A 16,666-nucleotide genomic window follows, 5' to 3' on the forward strand; every position below is an offset into this window, starting at 1 on the left:
GTCAGCGATCTCGCAGATGTATTTGCCGTCTCGCGGCCTACGATCTACCGCACCCTCCAACGCACCGAGAGTGCCAATTAGCGTGCAAATATCAGTGCCATTTATCGTGAAGAGTCACACCCGAGGAACGCACTGAAACGCACTGAAACGCAAAACGGGGCGCCCTTGGCGCCCCGTTTTTGTTAGTCCTGCATATTGCACCGGTATCGGGCCCTCTGCTTATTCCGCGGCGGCTGCCTCAGCCGCGTTGATTTCTGCAGCCTTCTGTTCGACCTGTTCAACGATATGGTCGACCATCTCTTCATTGCTCATCTTGTGGCTGGCCTTGCCCGCCAGATAGACCATCCCGGCCCCGGCCCCACCGCCGGTGAAGCCAACATCGGTCATCAACGCCTCACCCGGACCATTCACGACGCAGCCGATGATCGACAGGCTCATCGGGGTGTGGATATGGGCCAGTCGCTCTTCCAGCGCTTCAACCGTCTTGATCACGTCGAACCCCTGCCGCGCGCAGGAGGGACAAGAGATGATATTGACGCCGCGGTGCCGCAGGCCCAGCGATTTCAGGATCTCAAAGCCGACCTTCACCTCTTCGACCGGATCGGCAGAGAGGCTGACCCGCAGCGTATCGCCAATGCCCATCCACAAAAGCTGTCCCAGACCGATGGCCGATTTGATGGTTCCGGAGACAAAGCCCCCTGCCTCGGTAATCCCAAGGTGGATCGGCGCATCTGTCGCCTCGGCCAGTTGCTGATAAGCGGCTGCCGACATGAAGACATCAGAGGCCTTCACCGAAATTTTGAACTCGTGGAAATCGTGATCCTGCAGGATGCGGATATGATCGAGACCGCTTTCGACCATCGCTTCGGGGCACGGCTCACCGTATTTGTCGAGCAGGTGTTTTTCCAATGAGCCGGCGTTGACGCCAATCCGGATCGAACAATTGTGGTCGCGGGCGGCCTTGATCACTTCGGCGACGCGTTTTTCATCGCCGATATTGCCGGGATTGATGCGCAGACAGGCGGCGCCTGCCTCGGCTGCCTCAATCCCGCGTTTGTAGTGGAAATGGATATCCGCAACGATGGGCACCGGGCTTTCGCGCACGATTTCCTTCAGCGCCTTGGACGAAGCCTCATCCGGGACCGAGACGCGCACCAGATCCGCGCCCGCCTCCGCGGCGGCCTGCACTTGGGCGATGGTCGCAGCGACATTGGTGGTCAGCGTATTGGTCATGGTCTGCACAGCGATGGGCGCATCCCCGCCAATCGGCACGTTCCCTACATGGATCTGGCGGCTCTTGCGGCGCTCGATATGGCGCCAGGGTCGAATGTGATTCAGCGACATGCGGTCCGTCCCCTATGGTCCTGCTCCTCAGCCGGTAGATACGTGCTGTGGGCCGCGTCTGCAATGGCAGGCGAGGTCAGACACAGTAAAAGCGGAAAAAGGATCAGTCCTGCGCGCCGTCGACCTGCTGCTGCGCCACCAGGGTCGCAAGGGCGCGGTTGCGGTCATCCTCAAGATCGGCAACCTCGAACCGGCCCGAAATCGCATCCGGGGACAGATCGACATTCTTGGTCACCCGTCCACGCTGGCCCACGGGACCAAAATGCTGTCCATTGACGGCAAAATAGATGCCGCTGCTTTCCCCGGTCTTCAGGGTCGGTGCAACTTCGGTCAGTGGAATCTCGAACCGGTCGCCCGGCTCCATGATCCCTTCGAAGATGACGCTGCCATCCGCGGCGGTCACCTCGACCCATGCCGGACGTACGGCAAGCATTTCCGCGCTTGGCGCCACCTCTTCGACGACCTGCGGTACCGTCAGCTGCTGCCCGGCGATGTCCGCAGGCAGGCTGGCCTCCGCCAGTTGGATGGATGGCAGATCGGGTTCGGCAAAGTTGCCAAAGGTGCGCGGATCAAGTGTTGCAATCGGCGCGTCCCGGGCTTCGAGAACCGGAACATCCAGCGCCTGGGGGCGATAGAGCCGGTCCAGCGCCGCTGCCGCAGGATCCGTATCCGCATTCGCCAGGTTCAGCTGCGCGCCTTCCAGCGGGTCCACATCCGCCAGCACAAGCGGCGTCTGATCGACCGGTGCGAACTGCACCTGCTGCACTTCTTTCAGGATGCTCCAGCCGCCGTAGCCGATGCCAGTGATCAGCGCCGCCAGCACCATCAGCGATCCGATGGCGCGTGGCTCCACATGGCTGAACAGACCACCCGCAGAGGGGGCAAAAGGCGTATTGGGCGAGGTGAACGGGTCGCTGCCCAGCCCACTGGCATTTGCCGCTTGTGCACCGGGTGCAACCTTTGCCTTACGCACCGAGGCCTCGGCCGACATGCCGTGGGCAACCGTAAAGCCGCTTTCGCGGCAGAAGGTCTCAAACGCCTCTTCGGGATCCATGTTCAGATAGCGCGCGTAAGAGCGCACATACCCGGCGATGAAGCCGGGCGTGTCAAAAACTGAAGGATCGGAATTTTCAATCGCAGCGATGTAAGACGCCTTGATGCGCAACTCTCGTTGCACATCAAGCAGGGATTTCCCCATGGTTGCGCGCTCGCCGCGCATCATGTCGCCAAGCCGCAGCTCAAAGTCGTCAAAACTTTTGGGCGCGGATGGCTCACCCTGCTCTTTTGATTTGCGCTGAGTAAGGCGCCCGATCATGCCTGCTGTCCCATCTTTACCTGCCGCAACCGGATTTTGATGTCTGCAGAATCACCCTAACGACTCAAGCTGACCAATCCGTTGATGAAACGATAACACACTCAACAGTTTTGAACACAGAACTGTGCACTACCCGGCCAATTCGGCGCGATTCAGCGCACAATGCGACCAAAGACCGTCCATTGCCTTGACCAAAGCGTCGATTTCCAGCGGTCCATGCACCGGCGACGGGGTGAACCGCAGCCGTTCGGTGCCGCGCGGGACGGTGGGGAAGTTGATCGGCTGAACATAAATGCCGAAATCCGACAGCAGCATATCGCTCAACTTCTTGGTGTGAACCGGGTCGCCGACGATAACCGGCACGATGTGGCTACCGTGATCGATAATCGGCAGGCCCAGCCCCTTGAGGCGCATTTTCAGGATCTTTGCCTGTTCCTGATGCTTCTCGCGCAGCTCGGGCGCGGTCTTGAGGAAAGCCACCGAGGCCGCCGCCCCGGCTGCAACCGTCGGGGCCAGCGAGGTGGTGAAGATAAAGCCGGGCGCATAAGAGCGGATGGCGTCGCACATCTTGGCCGAAGCCGCGATATAACCACCCATCACACCATATGCCTTGGCCAGAGTGCCGTTGATGATATCAATACGGTCTGCGAGACCGTCACGCTCGGCGACGCCGCCGCCGCGTGGGCCGTACATCCCCACCGCATGCACTTCGTCGAGATAGGTCAGCGCGCCAAATTCATCGGCCAGATCACAAATCTCTTCGATGGGACCTAAATCGCCGTCCATGGAGTAGATCGATTCGAAGGCGATCAGCTTGGGCGCCTCCGGATCGTCTGCTTCCAGCAGTTCGCGCAGATGAGCCACGTCATTGTGCCGGAAGATACGCTTGGCCCCGCCGTTGCGGCGCACGCCTTCGATCATCGAAGCATGGTTCAACGCATCGGAATAGATGATCAGACCAGGGAAAAGCTTGGGCAGGGTCGAAAGCGTTGCGTCATTCGCCACATAGGCCGAGGTGAACAGCAAGGATGCCTCCTTGCCGTGCAGATCCGCCAGTTCAGCCTCTAGGCGTTTGTGATAGACGGTGGTGCCCGAGATGTTGCGGGTTCCGCCGGAGCCTGCGCCAGTTGCATCGATCGCCTCATGCATCGCGGCCAGAACCACCGGGTGCTGCCCCATGCCAAGGTAATCGTTACCGCACCAGACGGTGATATCGCTTTCGCTGCCATCGGGACGGGTCCAGACCGCATGCGGGAACTGTCCGTTCTTTCGTTCGATATCGATGAAGGTCCGGTAGCGGCCTTCTTCGTGAAGGCTTTCAATCGCTGCGTCGAGTTTCGCGGTATAGTCCACCGGCATCTCCATAGCTGTAAGTCTGGCACCCAGGGCGCTGGCGCGAAGGCAGTCCCATTCACATTTATGAATAACTACCCTAGACGCCGATTTTGATCAACTGCTTACGCAAAAGGCATGTTGCGCAACATTGATGCAGGTCAAATAGACCTAAGCAACTGAGCCCACAACCCGGCGCGGGCGGCTATTTCCTGACAATTGCGTGCCCCGGGGCGCTGAAAGGCGCCGGTCATAGAGGATCGGAAACTTTGGAAAATACCTGCATGGACAGCCGGCTATGGCGGTTCATCCCCTCGTCCAGCTTCCCCACTGGCGCCTCTTTGACGGCGCTGCTACGGTCCGCGACAAATCATCACAAACCATAATCAGAACGCAGGAGTGAGACATGTCATTGAATGAAGTGCTGGACTGGATCGACGCCGATGTGAACGCAGCAACGGACCGGCTGCTGGACCTTCTGCGGATCCAGTCCGTCTCGACCGACCCGGCCTACAAGGCAGAATGCGAAAAGGCGGCTGACTGGCTGGTGGCAGATCTCAAATCCATCGGCATCGACGCCGAAAAGCGCGTAACCCCCGGCCACCCTATGGTGGTGGGCCACGTGGGGCAGGAAAACAAGGACGCGCCGCATGTCCTGTTCTACGGCCACTATGACGTGCAGCCGGTCGATCCGCTGAACCTGTGGAAGACACCGCCGTTCGAGCCGCAACTGGAAGAGACCGAAAACGGCACCGTCATCCGAGGCCGTGGCGCATCCGACGACAAGGGCCAGCTGATGACCTTTGTCGAAGCCTGCCGCGCCTGGCAGGCGATCCACGGCTCCCTGCCCTGCCGCATCACCTTCTTCTTCGAAGGCGAAGAGGAATCGGGCTCGCCGTCGCTGGTGCCCTTCATGAAAGAGCACGCCGAAGAGCTGAAAGCGGATATCGCGCTGATCTGTGACACCTCCATGGTGTCGCGCGGCGTGCCCTCCATCGCCTCGCAGCTGCGCGGGATGCTGAAGGATGAATTCACCCTGGTCGGCCCGCGCATCGACCTTCATTCGGGGCACTACGGCGGCCCGGGCCTCAACCCGCTGCGCGAAATCAGCCGCATCGTCGCCTCTTTCTATGACGAGGAAACCGGCAAGATCGCCGTCGAAGGCTTCTATGAGGGCGTGAAAGAGGTGCCCGAGGACCAGATGCGCCAGTGGGAAGGCTGCGGTTTTGATGCAGACGACTACCTTGGCAACGCCGGTTACACCCAGGCCCATGGCGAAAAGGACCGCAGCATCCTAGAGCAGCAATGGGCGCGCCCGACGCTGGAGGTCAACGGACTGTGGGGCGGCTATAATGGCGCCGGATCGAAAACCGTGATCCCCTCCGAAGCGCATTGCAAGATTACCTGCCGTCTGGTGGGGGACATGGACCCCGACGCGCTGCGCCTGAAAATCCGCAAGCATATCGAAGATCGCCTGAAACCCGACTGCAAGGTGGTCTGGGACAACGATCTGGAAGGATCGCGTGCTTCGGTGATGGATATCACCCGCCCCGAATTCACCGCCGCCCGCGGCGCGCTGAGCGACGAATGGGAGCGCGAGGCGGTCTTCTGCGGCATGGGCGGATCGATCCCGATCGCGGGTTTCTTCAAATCCATTCTCGGCATGGAATCGATGCTGATCGGGTTTGCCAATGAAGATGACGCGATCCATTCCCCGAACGAGAAATACGACCTCAAGAGCTTTCACAAAGGCATCCGCTCCTGGGCGCGGGTTCTGGAGGCTCTGACCAAGTCGTAAGGGGCCAAGATAGGGGAGCGGCGGCTCCCCGCCACGCCCGGCCCTGTGGGCCGGGCATCCCTCATTCAGGGACGTCACACCACTCAGGGAGGTCAGCTGGATGGCATCAGAAATCGAAACGGGCCGCGCCGAGGTGAACGGCGAGGCGATTGCCTACACCCACCAAGGCAGCGGACCTGCCGTTCTGCTGCTGCATGGGTTCCCGCAAACCCGCGCCATGTGGGATACCGTGGCACCACGCCTTGCCGAACAGTTTACCGTGGTGACCGCCGATCTGCGCGGATATGGCGACAGCAGCAAACCAGGCGACATGACCGCGATGAGCTTTCGCGAGATGGGCGCCGATCAGGTGGCACTGATGCATTCTTTGGGCCATGAGAGCTTTCACCTCGTCGGTCATGACCGCGGCGCACGCACGGCGCACCGGATGGCGCTTGATAGCCCAAACGCCGTTGCTAGCCTAACGGTGATGGACATCGTCCCCACCCACCTGCTGCTGGGTGATCTGCACCAAGAGGTCGCCCGCGCTTATTATCACTGGTTCTTTCTCGCGCAGCCCGCGCCCTTTCCCGAGCGGATGATCGGGGCGGACCCGGACTACTATTTTGAAAGCTGCCTGTTGGGCTGGGGCGGCGCGACGCTGGAGGATTTCCCGGCCGAGGCGCTGGAGGCCTACCGCAAGAGCTGGCGTGATCCGGCGTGCATCCACGCGATGTGCAACGATTACCGCGCCGCAATCGATGTGGATTTCGCGCTAGATGCCGCTGATCTGAACTGTCAGGTCTCCTGCCCCGCGCTGGTCCTTTATGGCGCCACCGGCGCTATGGCGAAACAATACGATGTGGAGGCGACCTGGGCGCCCCGCCTAGCCAACATGCGCGCTGCGGCCATTCCGGGCGGGCATTTCTTCGTGGACCAGCACCCATCGGAAACCGCGGAAGCGCTCATGGACTTTCTCAGTGAACAACCAGCGTTCTGACATCCGGTGATCTTGGCACCGATGGTGTCGGCTACATGGGCACTGAGCCTGTGCAGACTCTCGCGGCCTTGGCCGATGATAGAAGGCACAGCGCGGCCGCCCACCCTTACTGCCAATACCCCGCTCTGCAGGCAGCCTACCCCTTGCGTGCGCGCAGGTCTCTTGCGGCCTTGAGCACCAGCAGCACCAAGGGGGCGCCGTGCATCAGCAGATCGAACCAGTCGAGGGCGCGCTGCAATTCGCCTGCAAACAGCATCCTGAGCTTTTCCCACAGGTGCGGTTCGGGGAAGAAAGGCGCCAGCCCCAGAAGTAGCGCGACAATGATCGCAGTCGTCCAGTCGATGGAATCCAGCAGTTTCATGACGCGCGCATCTAGTCCTGATTTTTCGAGGAAAAAGGAAGTGGCGCGGTTGACGGGGCTCGAACCCGCGACCCCCGGCGTGACAGGCCGGTACTCTAACCAGCTGAGCTACAACCGCGCATGGCCTATATAAGGCGTCCCGACCGGTCCCATTTCGGGAATTCCCATTGTTACATGGGACCAGACTTATAAGTGGCGCGGTTGACGGGGCTCGAACCCGCGACCCCCGGCGTGACAGGCCGGTACTCTAACCAGCTGAGCTACAACCGCGCATGGATCTCATATCATCTGCCTTTCGGCATCCCCCATCCGGAGCGGACCCTGGTATTGCCCAAGGCGGGCAGGCAGCAGTGGCGCGGTTGACGGGGCTCGAACCCGCGACCCCCGGCGTGACAGGCCGGTACTCTAACCAACTGAGCTACAACCGCTCGCTGCCCGTTCAGCATCTCTGCCGAACGTTGGGGTGTAATATTCCCAGGCCTCGGGTATCGTCAAGCGGTGTTTTGTCATTTTATCCGCTTTCGGCCAAAAAAATTCATTCCCAGATGTAAAGCATTGAAACCAAGAGGAAAGCTCCCTATCCCTCCCCGCACTCGCGAACCAAAGACCCGTATTCGCTCCGTCGCCGTGAACCAGAGTAACTGTCGGATCAGCAATAGCGCTCAGGGCCGATCCACTGCTCATCCGAATAGCGGTCGCCATGCGCCCATCCCACGGGCAGCACAGTCTCGATCCGCTCCAAGTCCTCAGGCGTCAGCGTCAGATCGGCGCCCGCGACGCATTCCTCAAGGTGTTTGACGCTGCGGGTCCCGGGGATCGGGATCACGTGGTCGCCGCGAGTCAGCAGCCAAGCGTTGGCCAAAGCTGCCGCCGAGGTCCCCATCTGCGCCGCAAGTGCACGGAACTTATCGGTGATCCGCAGGTTCTCACTCAGATTCGGCTCCATGAACCGCGGGTTGCCAGCAAGGAACGGCAGTTGCGGGATCCGCGCCTTCGGAATCGGGTTGTCTGTCAGCAAGGAGCGCCCCACCGGCGAGAAAGCCACAAAAGCCACCTCGAGTTCGGCGCAGGCCTGTACCAGGCCAAGATCGGGGAACCGGGTCGACAAGGAATATTCCGATTGCACAGCCGCAACAGGAAAGGCCGTCATCGCTCGCCGCACGGTTGAGGGCGCCACCTCCGAAAGACCGATCGCGCGTGTCTTGCCCTTTTCCACAAGGCGACCAAGGTTCGCCGCCGTTTCCTCGGGCGTGAAACGCGGATCGCGGCGGTGCGCATAGAACAGATCGACACACTCGACGCCCAGCCGCTGCAGGGATTTGTCCAGCTCTGCCTCAAGATGCTCTACCGAGTTATCAAAGCACCGATTGCCATCGGCATCGCGCGTGATCGTGGCCTTTGTCGAGATCACAAATTCATCACGCGCCCCGGGATTGGCGCTCAGGTAAGATCCGATGGCGTTTTCGGATTTTCCCATGCCATAGATATTGGCGCTGTCCAGCAGCGTCACACCCAGATCCCGGCAGCTGTCGAGAATGGCGTGGCTTTCGGCCTCATTGGTGGGGCCGTACATGTCTGAAAAGGACATCGCGCCATAGCCGATGCATCCGACCTCTGGTCCCTGGGCTCCAAGTTTGCGCTGCTTCATGAACTCTCTTTCCGGCTTCGATTATGTGTTCGTCCAGCGCATGGTGCAGAAAAGAAGCCCGTTTGTCGAACGCTCTTCCCCGTCGTTCTTGCCTGCCCCTTAGCGCTCAGGCAGAATCAGGCCCATCGCCATTTCCCGCTCTGCGTGAGGACACCCATGTTCGACATCCTGTCAGACCGCACCTATCGCCATCTGTTCCTGGCCCAGGTCGTGGCGCTGATCGGAACCGGGCTTGCCACCGTTGCGCTGGGTCTGCTGGCCTATGATCTGGCGGGCAGCGGCGCGGGGCTGGTGCTCGGCAGTATCTTCACGATCAAGATGATCGCCTATGTGGGGATTGCACCCATCGCCGGGGCCTTTGCCGACCGTGTGAACCGTCGCGCCCTGCTGGTCACGCTGGACCTCGTGCGGGCGGCAGCGGCCCTGTGTCTCCCCTTCGTTACCGAGGTCTGGCAGGTCTATGTGCTGATCTTCCTGCTGCAATCCGCATCAGCTGCCTTTACTCCCACATTCCAGGCCACGATTCCGGACATCCTGCCAGAAGAGGACCGATATACCCGGGCGCTGTCGCTGTCGCGGCTGACCTATGACTTGGAAAACATTGTCAGCCCGACGCTGGCGGCGCTGCTGCTGACCGTTATGGCCTATGACACGCTATTCCTTGGTACGGTCGCTGGCTTTGTCGGCTCGGCCCTGCTTGTCGTCTCAGTGCTGCTGCCCAGCCCCAAATCCACCCAGCGGCGCGGTATCTACGACCGCACCACCCGAGGGATCCGGATCTATCTGGCCACGCCGCGGCTGCGCGGTCTTCTGGCGCTTAATCTTGCAGTCTCGGCGGCCGGAGCCATGGTGCTGGTGAACTCGGTGGTTCTGGTGCGCGGAGAGTTGGGCCTGAGCGAAAGCAATGTGGCCTGGGCGATGTTCGCCTTTGGCTTCGGCTCGATGCTGGCGGCGCTGCTGCTGCCGCCCGTTCTGGACCGGGTGCCGGACCGGCCAGTCATGCTGTCCGGCGCCGGGCTGCTGGTTGCGGCATTGCTGGGGCTGGCGGCCCTGGTGGCGATTACGGGCCTCAGCTGGGGCGGGCTGCTGATCAGCTGGTGTCTGGTCGGCATCGGCTATTCGACGGTCATGACCCCCTCCGGACGGCTGTTGCGCCGCTCTGCCCATGCCGAGGACCGCCCGGCCATCTTTGCCGCGCAGTTTGCCCTCTCCCATGCTTGTTGGCTTCTGACCTATCCGCTGTCTGGCTGGCTGATGACCGTCTTTGGCACGCTCACGGCGCTGATCCTGCTGGCGGCGCTTTCTTTTGTCGGGCTGCTGCTGTGCCGTTTCCTCTGGCCTGCCCAAGCCCCATCGGAGATACCCCATAGCCACGCGGATCTGCCGCCGGATCATCCACACCTGCTTGAGCACGGAGATGAGGCGCACAAGCACACCATCATCATCGACGATCTGCACCGCGACTGGCCGACGCGCGGCTGACAATCAGGCGCTCCCCACGCTGCTCCCAGCCGGCGCACTCACCTCCCCCACGCCAACGTGATCCGCCCGACCTTGCGCAAGCCATGCCGGTATTCGAAACCCGCCGCGAATAGAAAGGATACCCCTATGCCCAAAGCCGTCATCTATCGCATGGATTTGCCCAATTACACCTGTGGTTTCGGCACGGCAGCCCTTGATCTGCTGCGTCGCGAAAAATTCGATATCGAAGAACATGTGCTGCGCACCCGCCGGGAAACGGATGCCTTCAAGGATAAGCACCACGTCACTACAACGCCGCTTGTATTCATTGACGGGGAGAAAATTGGTGGCTTCACTGAGCTGAAGAAACACCTCAAGGCCCAGAAGCCGAAACCAAAACGGTTCTGGAAACGCTGATCCACAAGCCCCCCGTCATGCCCGCGGAGCAAAGACGCGCATAAAGCGGGGGGCGTCTTGCCCCCCTGAAACTGGTCCAAGCTGAGTGCGAAATTTTGGGTACATTTCTGGCAACAGAGGAGTGTACCGATGCCGAAGAAACGATTTAACGACGAACAGATTGCCTTCGCATTGAGGCAGGCAGAAGCTGGAACGACGGTCGGCGAGATATGCCGGAAGTTGGGCATCGCCGAAGCGACGTTCTATCGCTGGAAGAAGGTTTATGCCGGGATGGGTGTGTCGGAGATCCGAAGGCTGAAGCAGCTCGAGGACGAGAATGGCAAGCTGAAACGGCTGGTCGCAGATCTGACTTTGGACAAGCCGATGCTGCAGGATGCTGCGAAAAAAGTGGTGAAGCCTGTTCGACGTCGCGAGGTTGTCCGACACTATCAGCATGTGTTCGAGGTGTCGGAGCGTCGGGCCATGGGCTTCGGGCGGGCTTCTCACAGATACCAATCCAGGCGCAGGTTTCTGGCTATGATAGAAGGGGGCTACACGCCTGCGGTGAGAGTGGTGCATTCGGCCACCAAAGCCCCGATCTGGCGGATGAGTCGCGATGCTATCGCAGCGTTCAACGCACGTTTCACTACACTAACGGTACTGGCGGCGGAAACCGGCGTTCACCGCAACAGGATTCTGGCCGTTCTGGAGACGTCGGGTATCAAAAAATTTGAGCCCGACGGCGGGATGTCGGTCCCGTCTATCTTCGAAGCGAAGTCGTGCCGATCTTACCAGTCTTAAAGGTTCAAAGGGCGTGAAGCGTCGCTTTGCTATGGAAAGCATGGAAAACGATTGATTATCAATGTTCTGAGATAAATCACGCGATGACCACAAGTCCCTCTTGACAGGGGGGGGCATGAAAACCGACAAAACGTGCAATGTTATGGGTCACTGGCACATTCTGCCAGTTAACCAATTCTTTGCACAGACAACCGATTCGGTTAAGTTTGCCTCCAATTTAACGGCTTTATATCAACAGCTTAGACACCAGGCCAAACCCATGTGGGGCATAACCTTGCACACTTGGCGCATAACCTTGCACACCCTACGGCAACAAAAAGGGCCCGCGAATGCGAGCCCGTTTCGTTCCTCATCTATCGTGCGATGCTGCTATTCGTTTTGCAGCATCTCCATAAGTTTGGCGCTGTCTAATGTGTCGCGGTAGTCTGGCGCAGTGAACGGAGACAGCTCCAATGGAAGGCGAGAGTTTTGCGCATAGGCTTCGGCGAAAATATCTACCGACGCAACACTCACGCCGCGAAACCGGCACAATCCGAAGGCCCGGATCAAGAGCTCGATCACGAGCCCCCAGCGTGAAGCACATGCAAAGTCCAGCCGCTCCAGAAAATCCACATCCACAAGATCGTCGACATTGATCCCTCCATGGTCGGCATAAGCATATACGAGTTGTTCAACTCGATCATGTCGGGATCCTTGCCGGGGTCGGCGCTTTTACCCAGGCTGATCTCATCAAAATGTACCGGCGCCAAGAGGTGGGAGAGCTGTTCTTCGGAATTCACGTAAGTAGCCAGTACCGGCACGCCGGACAGGATCAAGATCAGGGGCCACTCGGGCTCTTTCATCAGTGATTTGAAGCTGTCGAGGAAAATCCGGTTCGACTTGGCTCCCGGTGTGAAAACATGCTGGCACTCATCGTAGTAAAAGCCGATCACCCCGTGTTCGCGGCTGTGGTGACGTACCAGGCCCCAAATTTCGCTTTGCGTCCGCCTCGGCGACACAGGATAGCCCAATTTTTCCAGGGTTTTCTGGCCAAGGTCTTTCCAGCTCACCGATCCGTCCAACTTGCAGTACAGGATCTTCCCCGGCATCCCGTTCGGCATTTCAGTCTGGCTGGCATTGAATTCCTCGACCAGTTTGACTGTCTCGGAAGTCTTGCCGACTCTAGATTCTCCGGTCACCATCAAGCCGCGCGCCTCGAAATGCCCAGCGTTGCTGGCCTTAACGTAGTAGTCGGTCACACAATTGGTGAACGCTTCACGCAGGATCGCTGCCCGCGGGAAGGTGTAGTGTGCGTTTTGCAGAGCGCGCGATGCACTGACGCGTTTTGGGTCTATGAAGCTCATTTGGTGTCCGTGGAAAATCGAGTAGTTAGTGGGCTGTCGTATCGGTCAGTGGATCAAGAAAACTCACCCTCCTGATCGGGGCGACCAAGCCGGATGGGCTTTCGAGTGGTTTTGCTTTTCTGTTTGGGCCGTTGCTTCTCGGACGGTTGCACTTCCTTGGTTTCAGGAGCGGGGTTGGATGGCGCGAGATCAATTACCTCTGCATCTCCGATAGGCAGCACGCCTGGACCTGAGGAGGCCGTCGCCAACGAGCCGGGCGCGACAGTGTCCAATGGCACCCTTGTTCTTACGACCTGTGATGATGCGAACAGGGCCTTTGCCTTGGTCCTGGCTTCTTCGAAGGTCACGTAGCTACGAGGCAGGCGGCGTTCTACGCCGATTTTTTGAAGGAGTTCCTGCCTCTCGAGCCGTACCTTCGCAATACGGTCTTCATAGAGCTTCGTGGTTTCAGGATTCTCACGACGGTAGCTCGCCATCAGGTCAAGGTACTCGACGACGGTGAGGTCAGCGAAAATGGTCGTTTGCAAATCTAGCCGATACAGTTCCGGATCGCCTGGAAAGACTGCGGTCGCAAAATTGAGGTTATCCGGGTCGATGAAGACGGACACCTTCCCTTTCCATTTATCTACAGCTTTCTGAAAAGCGTCCGACGAATAGGAAAGGCCGGACAGAACCCGCACACCTTCGTCGTTTGGTTTAAGTTTGAATTTCCAACCCAGATGCTTACGTCGCAGGTCTTCGTTGACAGCTTTGAAAATCCCCCGAGTTTTATTGATCTCGTTGTAGACCTCAGCCGGGCGCCTTCCGCCCATACCCACGCCCATATGTTTCAAAGATGGGTACTCATCGATGAAGAACTTGGTGATAATTTCGTAGAGGACGTCAATATCAAGGACACCAGCTTTATTGGCATCATACGCTGGCAGTTCTCCAGGTTTGCGCCCCGTATATCCGTGAAGAAGCTTCAGCAGCATCGACTCCGTTGTACCAAACATGCGCTCGACAAACGGCTTGTCAGCGGACGCGTGTGTTCGCACGTCGGTGATCGCGGAACCGACGCCAAGAAGAGCCGTTTTAACCTCAGAGTTTCTCAAACCTGTTCCGTTGTCGTTGCGGATTGGACTTGCCCTGAAAAAGTGGAGAGCACCAACTGAGGAACCAGGAGGTGTTCTATGGGAAATGGCAACAGACCGACGCCGGAGTTTCGGCGGGAAGCAGTCAGACTGGCACTGACCAGCGGTCGGACGCGGCGGGAGATCGCGGAAGATCTGGGGATTGGACTTTCGACATTGACGCGATGGCTCAGTCGCGAGCGAGATGCCAGTGATCCGGTCGAGGCTTCGGTCGACGTGCATGCTGAGTTGAAGCGGTTGCGACGCGAGAACGCAGTGCTGAAACAGGAGCGCGACATCCTAAAAAAAGCCGCAGCCTTCTTCGCGAAAGACGCAAGTCGATGAGCTTTGCTTTCATCGAGGCGGAGAAACCGCTCCGCCACGGCATTCACCGTCGCACCAGCCTCCAAGGTCATCGCGACGGCCAAGGCCTTGGCCTCATCCGGCCACCGGCGATGTCCCGACGCGTAAATCTCGACGCCCAGAGATTTGAGAAACGAATTTGTAGCGCACATTGCGAAACGCACTCCCCATCATGAGATGGAGATCACATCGCAGCCGAAGCCATTAGCAGCAATGTGGGGTTGAGACGGCGCTTACCGTTAAACGGCTGCTTCCGCGCAAATTTGATCGCGGCGCGCGGCACGCGGCGCGCCAAAGAGGGAGGTGCATCGAGCGTGCCTAACTTCAGGACAATTCCTGCAAGCCCCGGCCTGTGGGTGAACAGATGCGTCCCTCAGACTGCGCAGAAACTGAGCTTGACCGCGTCTTTCAGATCGTGCCGCGTGAAGCTGACGGGCCCGCCCGCGGTTATCTGGATGTCCGCTTCCGGGAAAACGGCCCACGTCCGCCAAAATCCGCCCCAGTCGCAGCAAAGAAAGATCGGCAGGCTCTGCCAGGCCAAGGCGCAGATCACCCAGCAGATCCCAAAAGGCGAAAAGTTGAAGTTCCCTGGCTGAAACGACACAATTCCCAACTCGCACAGTTCAAAGGGACCTAAGGTCTCTTCCTCCAAGCCACTGAAATCGCCAACCACGCCGCCCCTCACCAAGTGACGTGAAACTGTCAAGAATTAATCGTCGCAGAACAATGGAACGCCTTCAATGGCCTTTTTCAAAACCTTTGGTGGTATCGATAAAAAGTCATGAGTCATTTCATCGAAGTAATTGGCATTCTCATAATAGTTCCAAGAGTGCTCTCGATCCTGAAGAAATGAAAGCGTGTCAATAAGTGACGTACTTATCTTTTGGTCTCTCAACAGGCTGGCGACATCAGGGTTCTCATAGAAATCCTTCATTTTCGAATTGAATAACTTCGGTGTATCCCCAAGCATTCCCCTGTAGTGATGGAGATACCTCCACACTGCAATAATGGGATCCATCTTGTCCAGCGCTTGAAAAATTCTAAACACTTTCGACTGTGCATCTCCCGAAAGGTCCATGACAGCACGGAAAGCCTGGCGATGCTGCTCCGACAAGAACAACCAGACGAAATCATTTGCAATTCTCTCTAACTCATTCGGTGGGACGGTTTTAAATCTTTGTTCCGCATAGACGCGAATGCTCGCCCTCTTGCTTCGAGACAGGCTCGTATAAGCCGGTATGTCACCCAAGATGACTTCATTTATGTCATGATACGCAATTAAGAGTAGAAGGTCCCGCCTATCTCCTGCAGAAAAATCAAGATCCAAACATGGTATAAAGCACTCCGATATATGCGCAAGAGAAATAACGTGATCATATACACTTCTCACTTTGATTTCCGGCTTGAATCCCTGGAGCCTAATTAACTTTCCAGACCTCTTTACACCTTTTAAGGTCTTTACAATGGGGATTCTGCGAACTTGTGGGAGCTGAATTGCCTCCCCTTCAAGATCGTCCAATATCTCCATAACGTGAGATTTTATCCCCAAAGTGCTATCGAAATTCTTTTTGGCACCATATCGCTCAACTTTCAGCGATTGCAAAAAATCTAGCGCGGACGCCAAGCTCTTTCCGTATTCGCTCTTTTTCCTGAAGTCGATGTACTTTCTGTCTTGGAGGAACTCAGGTATTTCACAGTCATCAACAAGGACAGGCACCACCATTGTCTTGCCGCCGGACACTTGTTTGAAAAATTGAGATTGCCATTCGGTCGATACCCACTTCGACCTCACGGCCGCCTCGCTGAGAAACAAAAATATCACATCTGCTTTGGTCAATCCATTTTGAATCTCCTCTGAAATTGATGCGGCATATGGAATATTGTCCTCGTCTATCCAGGTATCGAAACCACCACTTTTCAAATCCGAATTTATTCGGCGTACAAACGCTTTGTCTCTCGATGAATGGCTTAGAAAAATTGAAAGGCGTTGCATTCTGCGTGGCTCACGGTTCTTTGGCTTCTCCAGATTAGGCTTGCCTGCTTGGAGAGATAAGTCAACAGCGCTCAATTGCGGAAGACTTGCCTCATAGCGCCTTGTGTGGCGAGATTTCTAAGTGTTCAGGTTCCGAAAGTATGATTTTTGGGGCTGTCGCGTGGCAATTCTCCAAAGGTATCACGTCTCCCTATACGAGCAGCTTCCGGATTGGCTTTTCGCTGTTCCTTGTCATCTCGCCGCTGACATCCATTTGGTTCGTTTCCGCGAGGTTTCTGCTCTGCCACCCCTGCCGAGCGCCTTGGATGGTATGATCGGGCGACTGTAGTGGAGCTTTCGACTACCGACATTGCTGCAGTCGCCACGAATGACCGCCTCGCGTAAGCTGCGCTGCAGCGGCGAGTTCCTCACCGAAGGTCC

General features: G+C 58.0%; 13 protein-coding genes, 3 tRNA genes and 2 pseudogenes. 6 read left to right on the plus strand and 12 right to left on the minus strand.

Annotation, left to right across the window (positions count from 1 at the left end):
• Positions 1 to 219: 219 nt before the first annotated feature.
• The 3 genes from ispG to hemA form a co-directional block, all read right to left on the minus strand.
• A complete protein-coding gene (gene ispG / locus SM763_RS20245) occupies positions 220 to 1,344 on the minus strand; it encodes a flavodoxin-dependent (E)-4-hydroxy-3-methylbut-2-enyl-diphosphate synthase (protein WP_347508991.1) in 1,125 nt (374 codons plus the stop codon).
• Positions 1,345 to 1,447: 103 nt separating this feature from the next.
• The gene (locus tag SM763_RS20250) at positions 1,448 to 2,659 is read right to left on the minus strand and encodes a helix-turn-helix domain-containing protein (protein WP_368999575.1); all 1,212 of its coding nucleotides are present in this window, start codon (positions 2,657 to 2,659) and stop codon (positions 1,448 to 1,450) included.
• Positions 2,660 to 2,788: 129 nt separating this feature from the next.
• Positions 2,789 to 4,012, minus strand: coding sequence for a 5-aminolevulinate synthase (gene hemA / locus SM763_RS20255; protein ID WP_347508994.1), 1,224 nt, complete (start codon positions 4,010 to 4,012; stop codon positions 2,789 to 2,791).
• Positions 4,013 to 4,397: 385 nt separating this feature from the next.
• Here hemA and SM763_RS20260 point away from each other — a divergent pair, with 385 nt between their 5' ends.
• A complete protein-coding gene (locus SM763_RS20260; RefSeq protein ID WP_368999576.1) occupies positions 4,398 to 5,789 on the plus strand; it encodes a M20/M25/M40 family metallo-hydrolase in 1,392 nt (463 codons plus the stop codon).
• A 100-nt stretch (positions 5,790 to 5,889) separates the two neighbouring features.
• Entirely contained in the window at positions 5,890 to 6,768 is an 879-nt protein-coding gene (locus SM763_RS20265; RefSeq protein ID WP_347508995.1) for an alpha/beta fold hydrolase, read from the plus strand.
• Positions 6,769 to 6,904: 136 nt separating this feature from the next.
• Here SM763_RS20265 and SM763_RS20270 read toward each other — a convergent pair whose 3' ends face one another.
• The 5 genes from SM763_RS20270 to SM763_RS20290 all read right to left on the minus strand — a co-directional run bounded on the left by SM763_RS20270 (position 6,905) and on the right by SM763_RS20290 (position 8,777).
• Positions 6,905 to 7,129 (minus strand): RND transporter, encoded by a 225-nt coding sequence (locus tag SM763_RS20270; RefSeq protein ID WP_065270619.1) that lies wholly within the window; start codon positions 7,127 to 7,129, stop codon positions 6,905 to 6,907.
• Between the two features lie 41 nt (positions 7,130 to 7,170).
• Positions 7,171 to 7,247: transfer RNA gene (locus SM763_RS20275), tRNA-Asp, on the minus strand.
• A 75-nt stretch (positions 7,248 to 7,322) separates the two neighbouring features.
• Positions 7,323 to 7,399, minus strand: a tRNA-Asp gene (locus SM763_RS20280).
• An 81-nt stretch (positions 7,400 to 7,480) separates the two neighbouring features.
• Positions 7,481 to 7,557, minus strand: a tRNA-Asp gene (locus SM763_RS20285).
• Positions 7,558 to 7,778: 221 nt separating this feature from the next.
• Positions 7,779 to 8,777, minus strand: coding sequence for an aldo/keto reductase (locus tag SM763_RS20290; RefSeq protein ID WP_347508996.1), 999 nt, complete (start codon positions 8,775 to 8,777; stop codon positions 7,779 to 7,781).
• A 156-nt stretch (positions 8,778 to 8,933) separates the two neighbouring features.
• Between SM763_RS20290 and SM763_RS20295 the strand changes: the two genes are divergently transcribed.
• The 3 genes and pseudogenes from SM763_RS20295 to SM763_RS20305 form a co-directional block, all read left to right on the plus strand.
• Positions 8,934 to 10,259, plus strand: coding sequence for an MFS transporter (locus SM763_RS20295; RefSeq protein ID WP_347508997.1), 1,326 nt, complete (start codon positions 8,934 to 8,936; stop codon positions 10,257 to 10,259).
• Positions 10,260 to 10,385: 126 nt separating this feature from the next.
• The gene (locus SM763_RS20300) at positions 10,386 to 10,655 is read left to right on the plus strand and encodes a glutaredoxin family protein (RefSeq protein WP_274835636.1); all 270 of its coding nucleotides are present in this window, start codon (positions 10,386 to 10,388) and stop codon (positions 10,653 to 10,655) included.
• Between the two features lie 129 nt (positions 10,656 to 10,784).
• Positions 10,785 to 11,156 (plus strand): annotated as a pseudogene (locus SM763_RS20305) (transposase); the annotation flags it as partial.
• Between the two features lie 836 nt (positions 11,157 to 11,992).
• Here SM763_RS20305 and SM763_RS20310 read toward each other — a convergent pair.
• A complete protein-coding gene (locus SM763_RS20310; protein ID WP_347508998.1) occupies positions 11,993 to 12,778 on the minus strand; it encodes an ATP-binding protein in 786 nt (261 codons plus the stop codon).
• 53 nt (positions 12,779 to 12,831) lie between these two features.
• Entirely contained in the window at positions 12,832 to 13,872 is a 1,041-nt protein-coding gene (locus SM763_RS20315) for a hypothetical protein (RefSeq protein ID WP_347508999.1), read from the minus strand.
• A 78-nt stretch (positions 13,873 to 13,950) separates the two neighbouring features.
• Here SM763_RS20315 and SM763_RS20320 point away from each other — a divergent pair.
• Positions 13,951 to 14,261, plus strand: a pseudogene (locus tag SM763_RS20320) (transposase); the annotation flags it as partial.
• A gap of 365 nt (positions 14,262 to 14,626) precedes the next feature.
• Here the strand turns inward: SM763_RS20320 and SM763_RS20325 are convergent.
• The gene (locus SM763_RS20325; RefSeq protein WP_368999577.1) at positions 14,627 to 14,926 is read right to left on the minus strand and encodes a hypothetical protein; all 300 of its coding nucleotides are present in this window, start codon (positions 14,924 to 14,926) and stop codon (positions 14,627 to 14,629) included.
• Positions 14,927 to 14,962: 36 nt separating this feature from the next.
• Positions 14,963 to 16,321, minus strand: coding sequence for a TIR domain-containing protein (locus SM763_RS20330; protein WP_368999578.1), 1,359 nt, complete (start codon positions 16,319 to 16,321; stop codon positions 14,963 to 14,965).
• Positions 16,322 to 16,666 lie beyond the last annotated feature (345 nt).

The organism is Pseudophaeobacter sp. C1-32P7 (assembly GCF_041008775.1).
In the GTDB taxonomy this organism is placed as follows: domain Bacteria; phylum Pseudomonadota; class Alphaproteobacteria; order Rhodobacterales; family Rhodobacteraceae; genus Phycobacter; species Phycobacter gallaeciensis_A.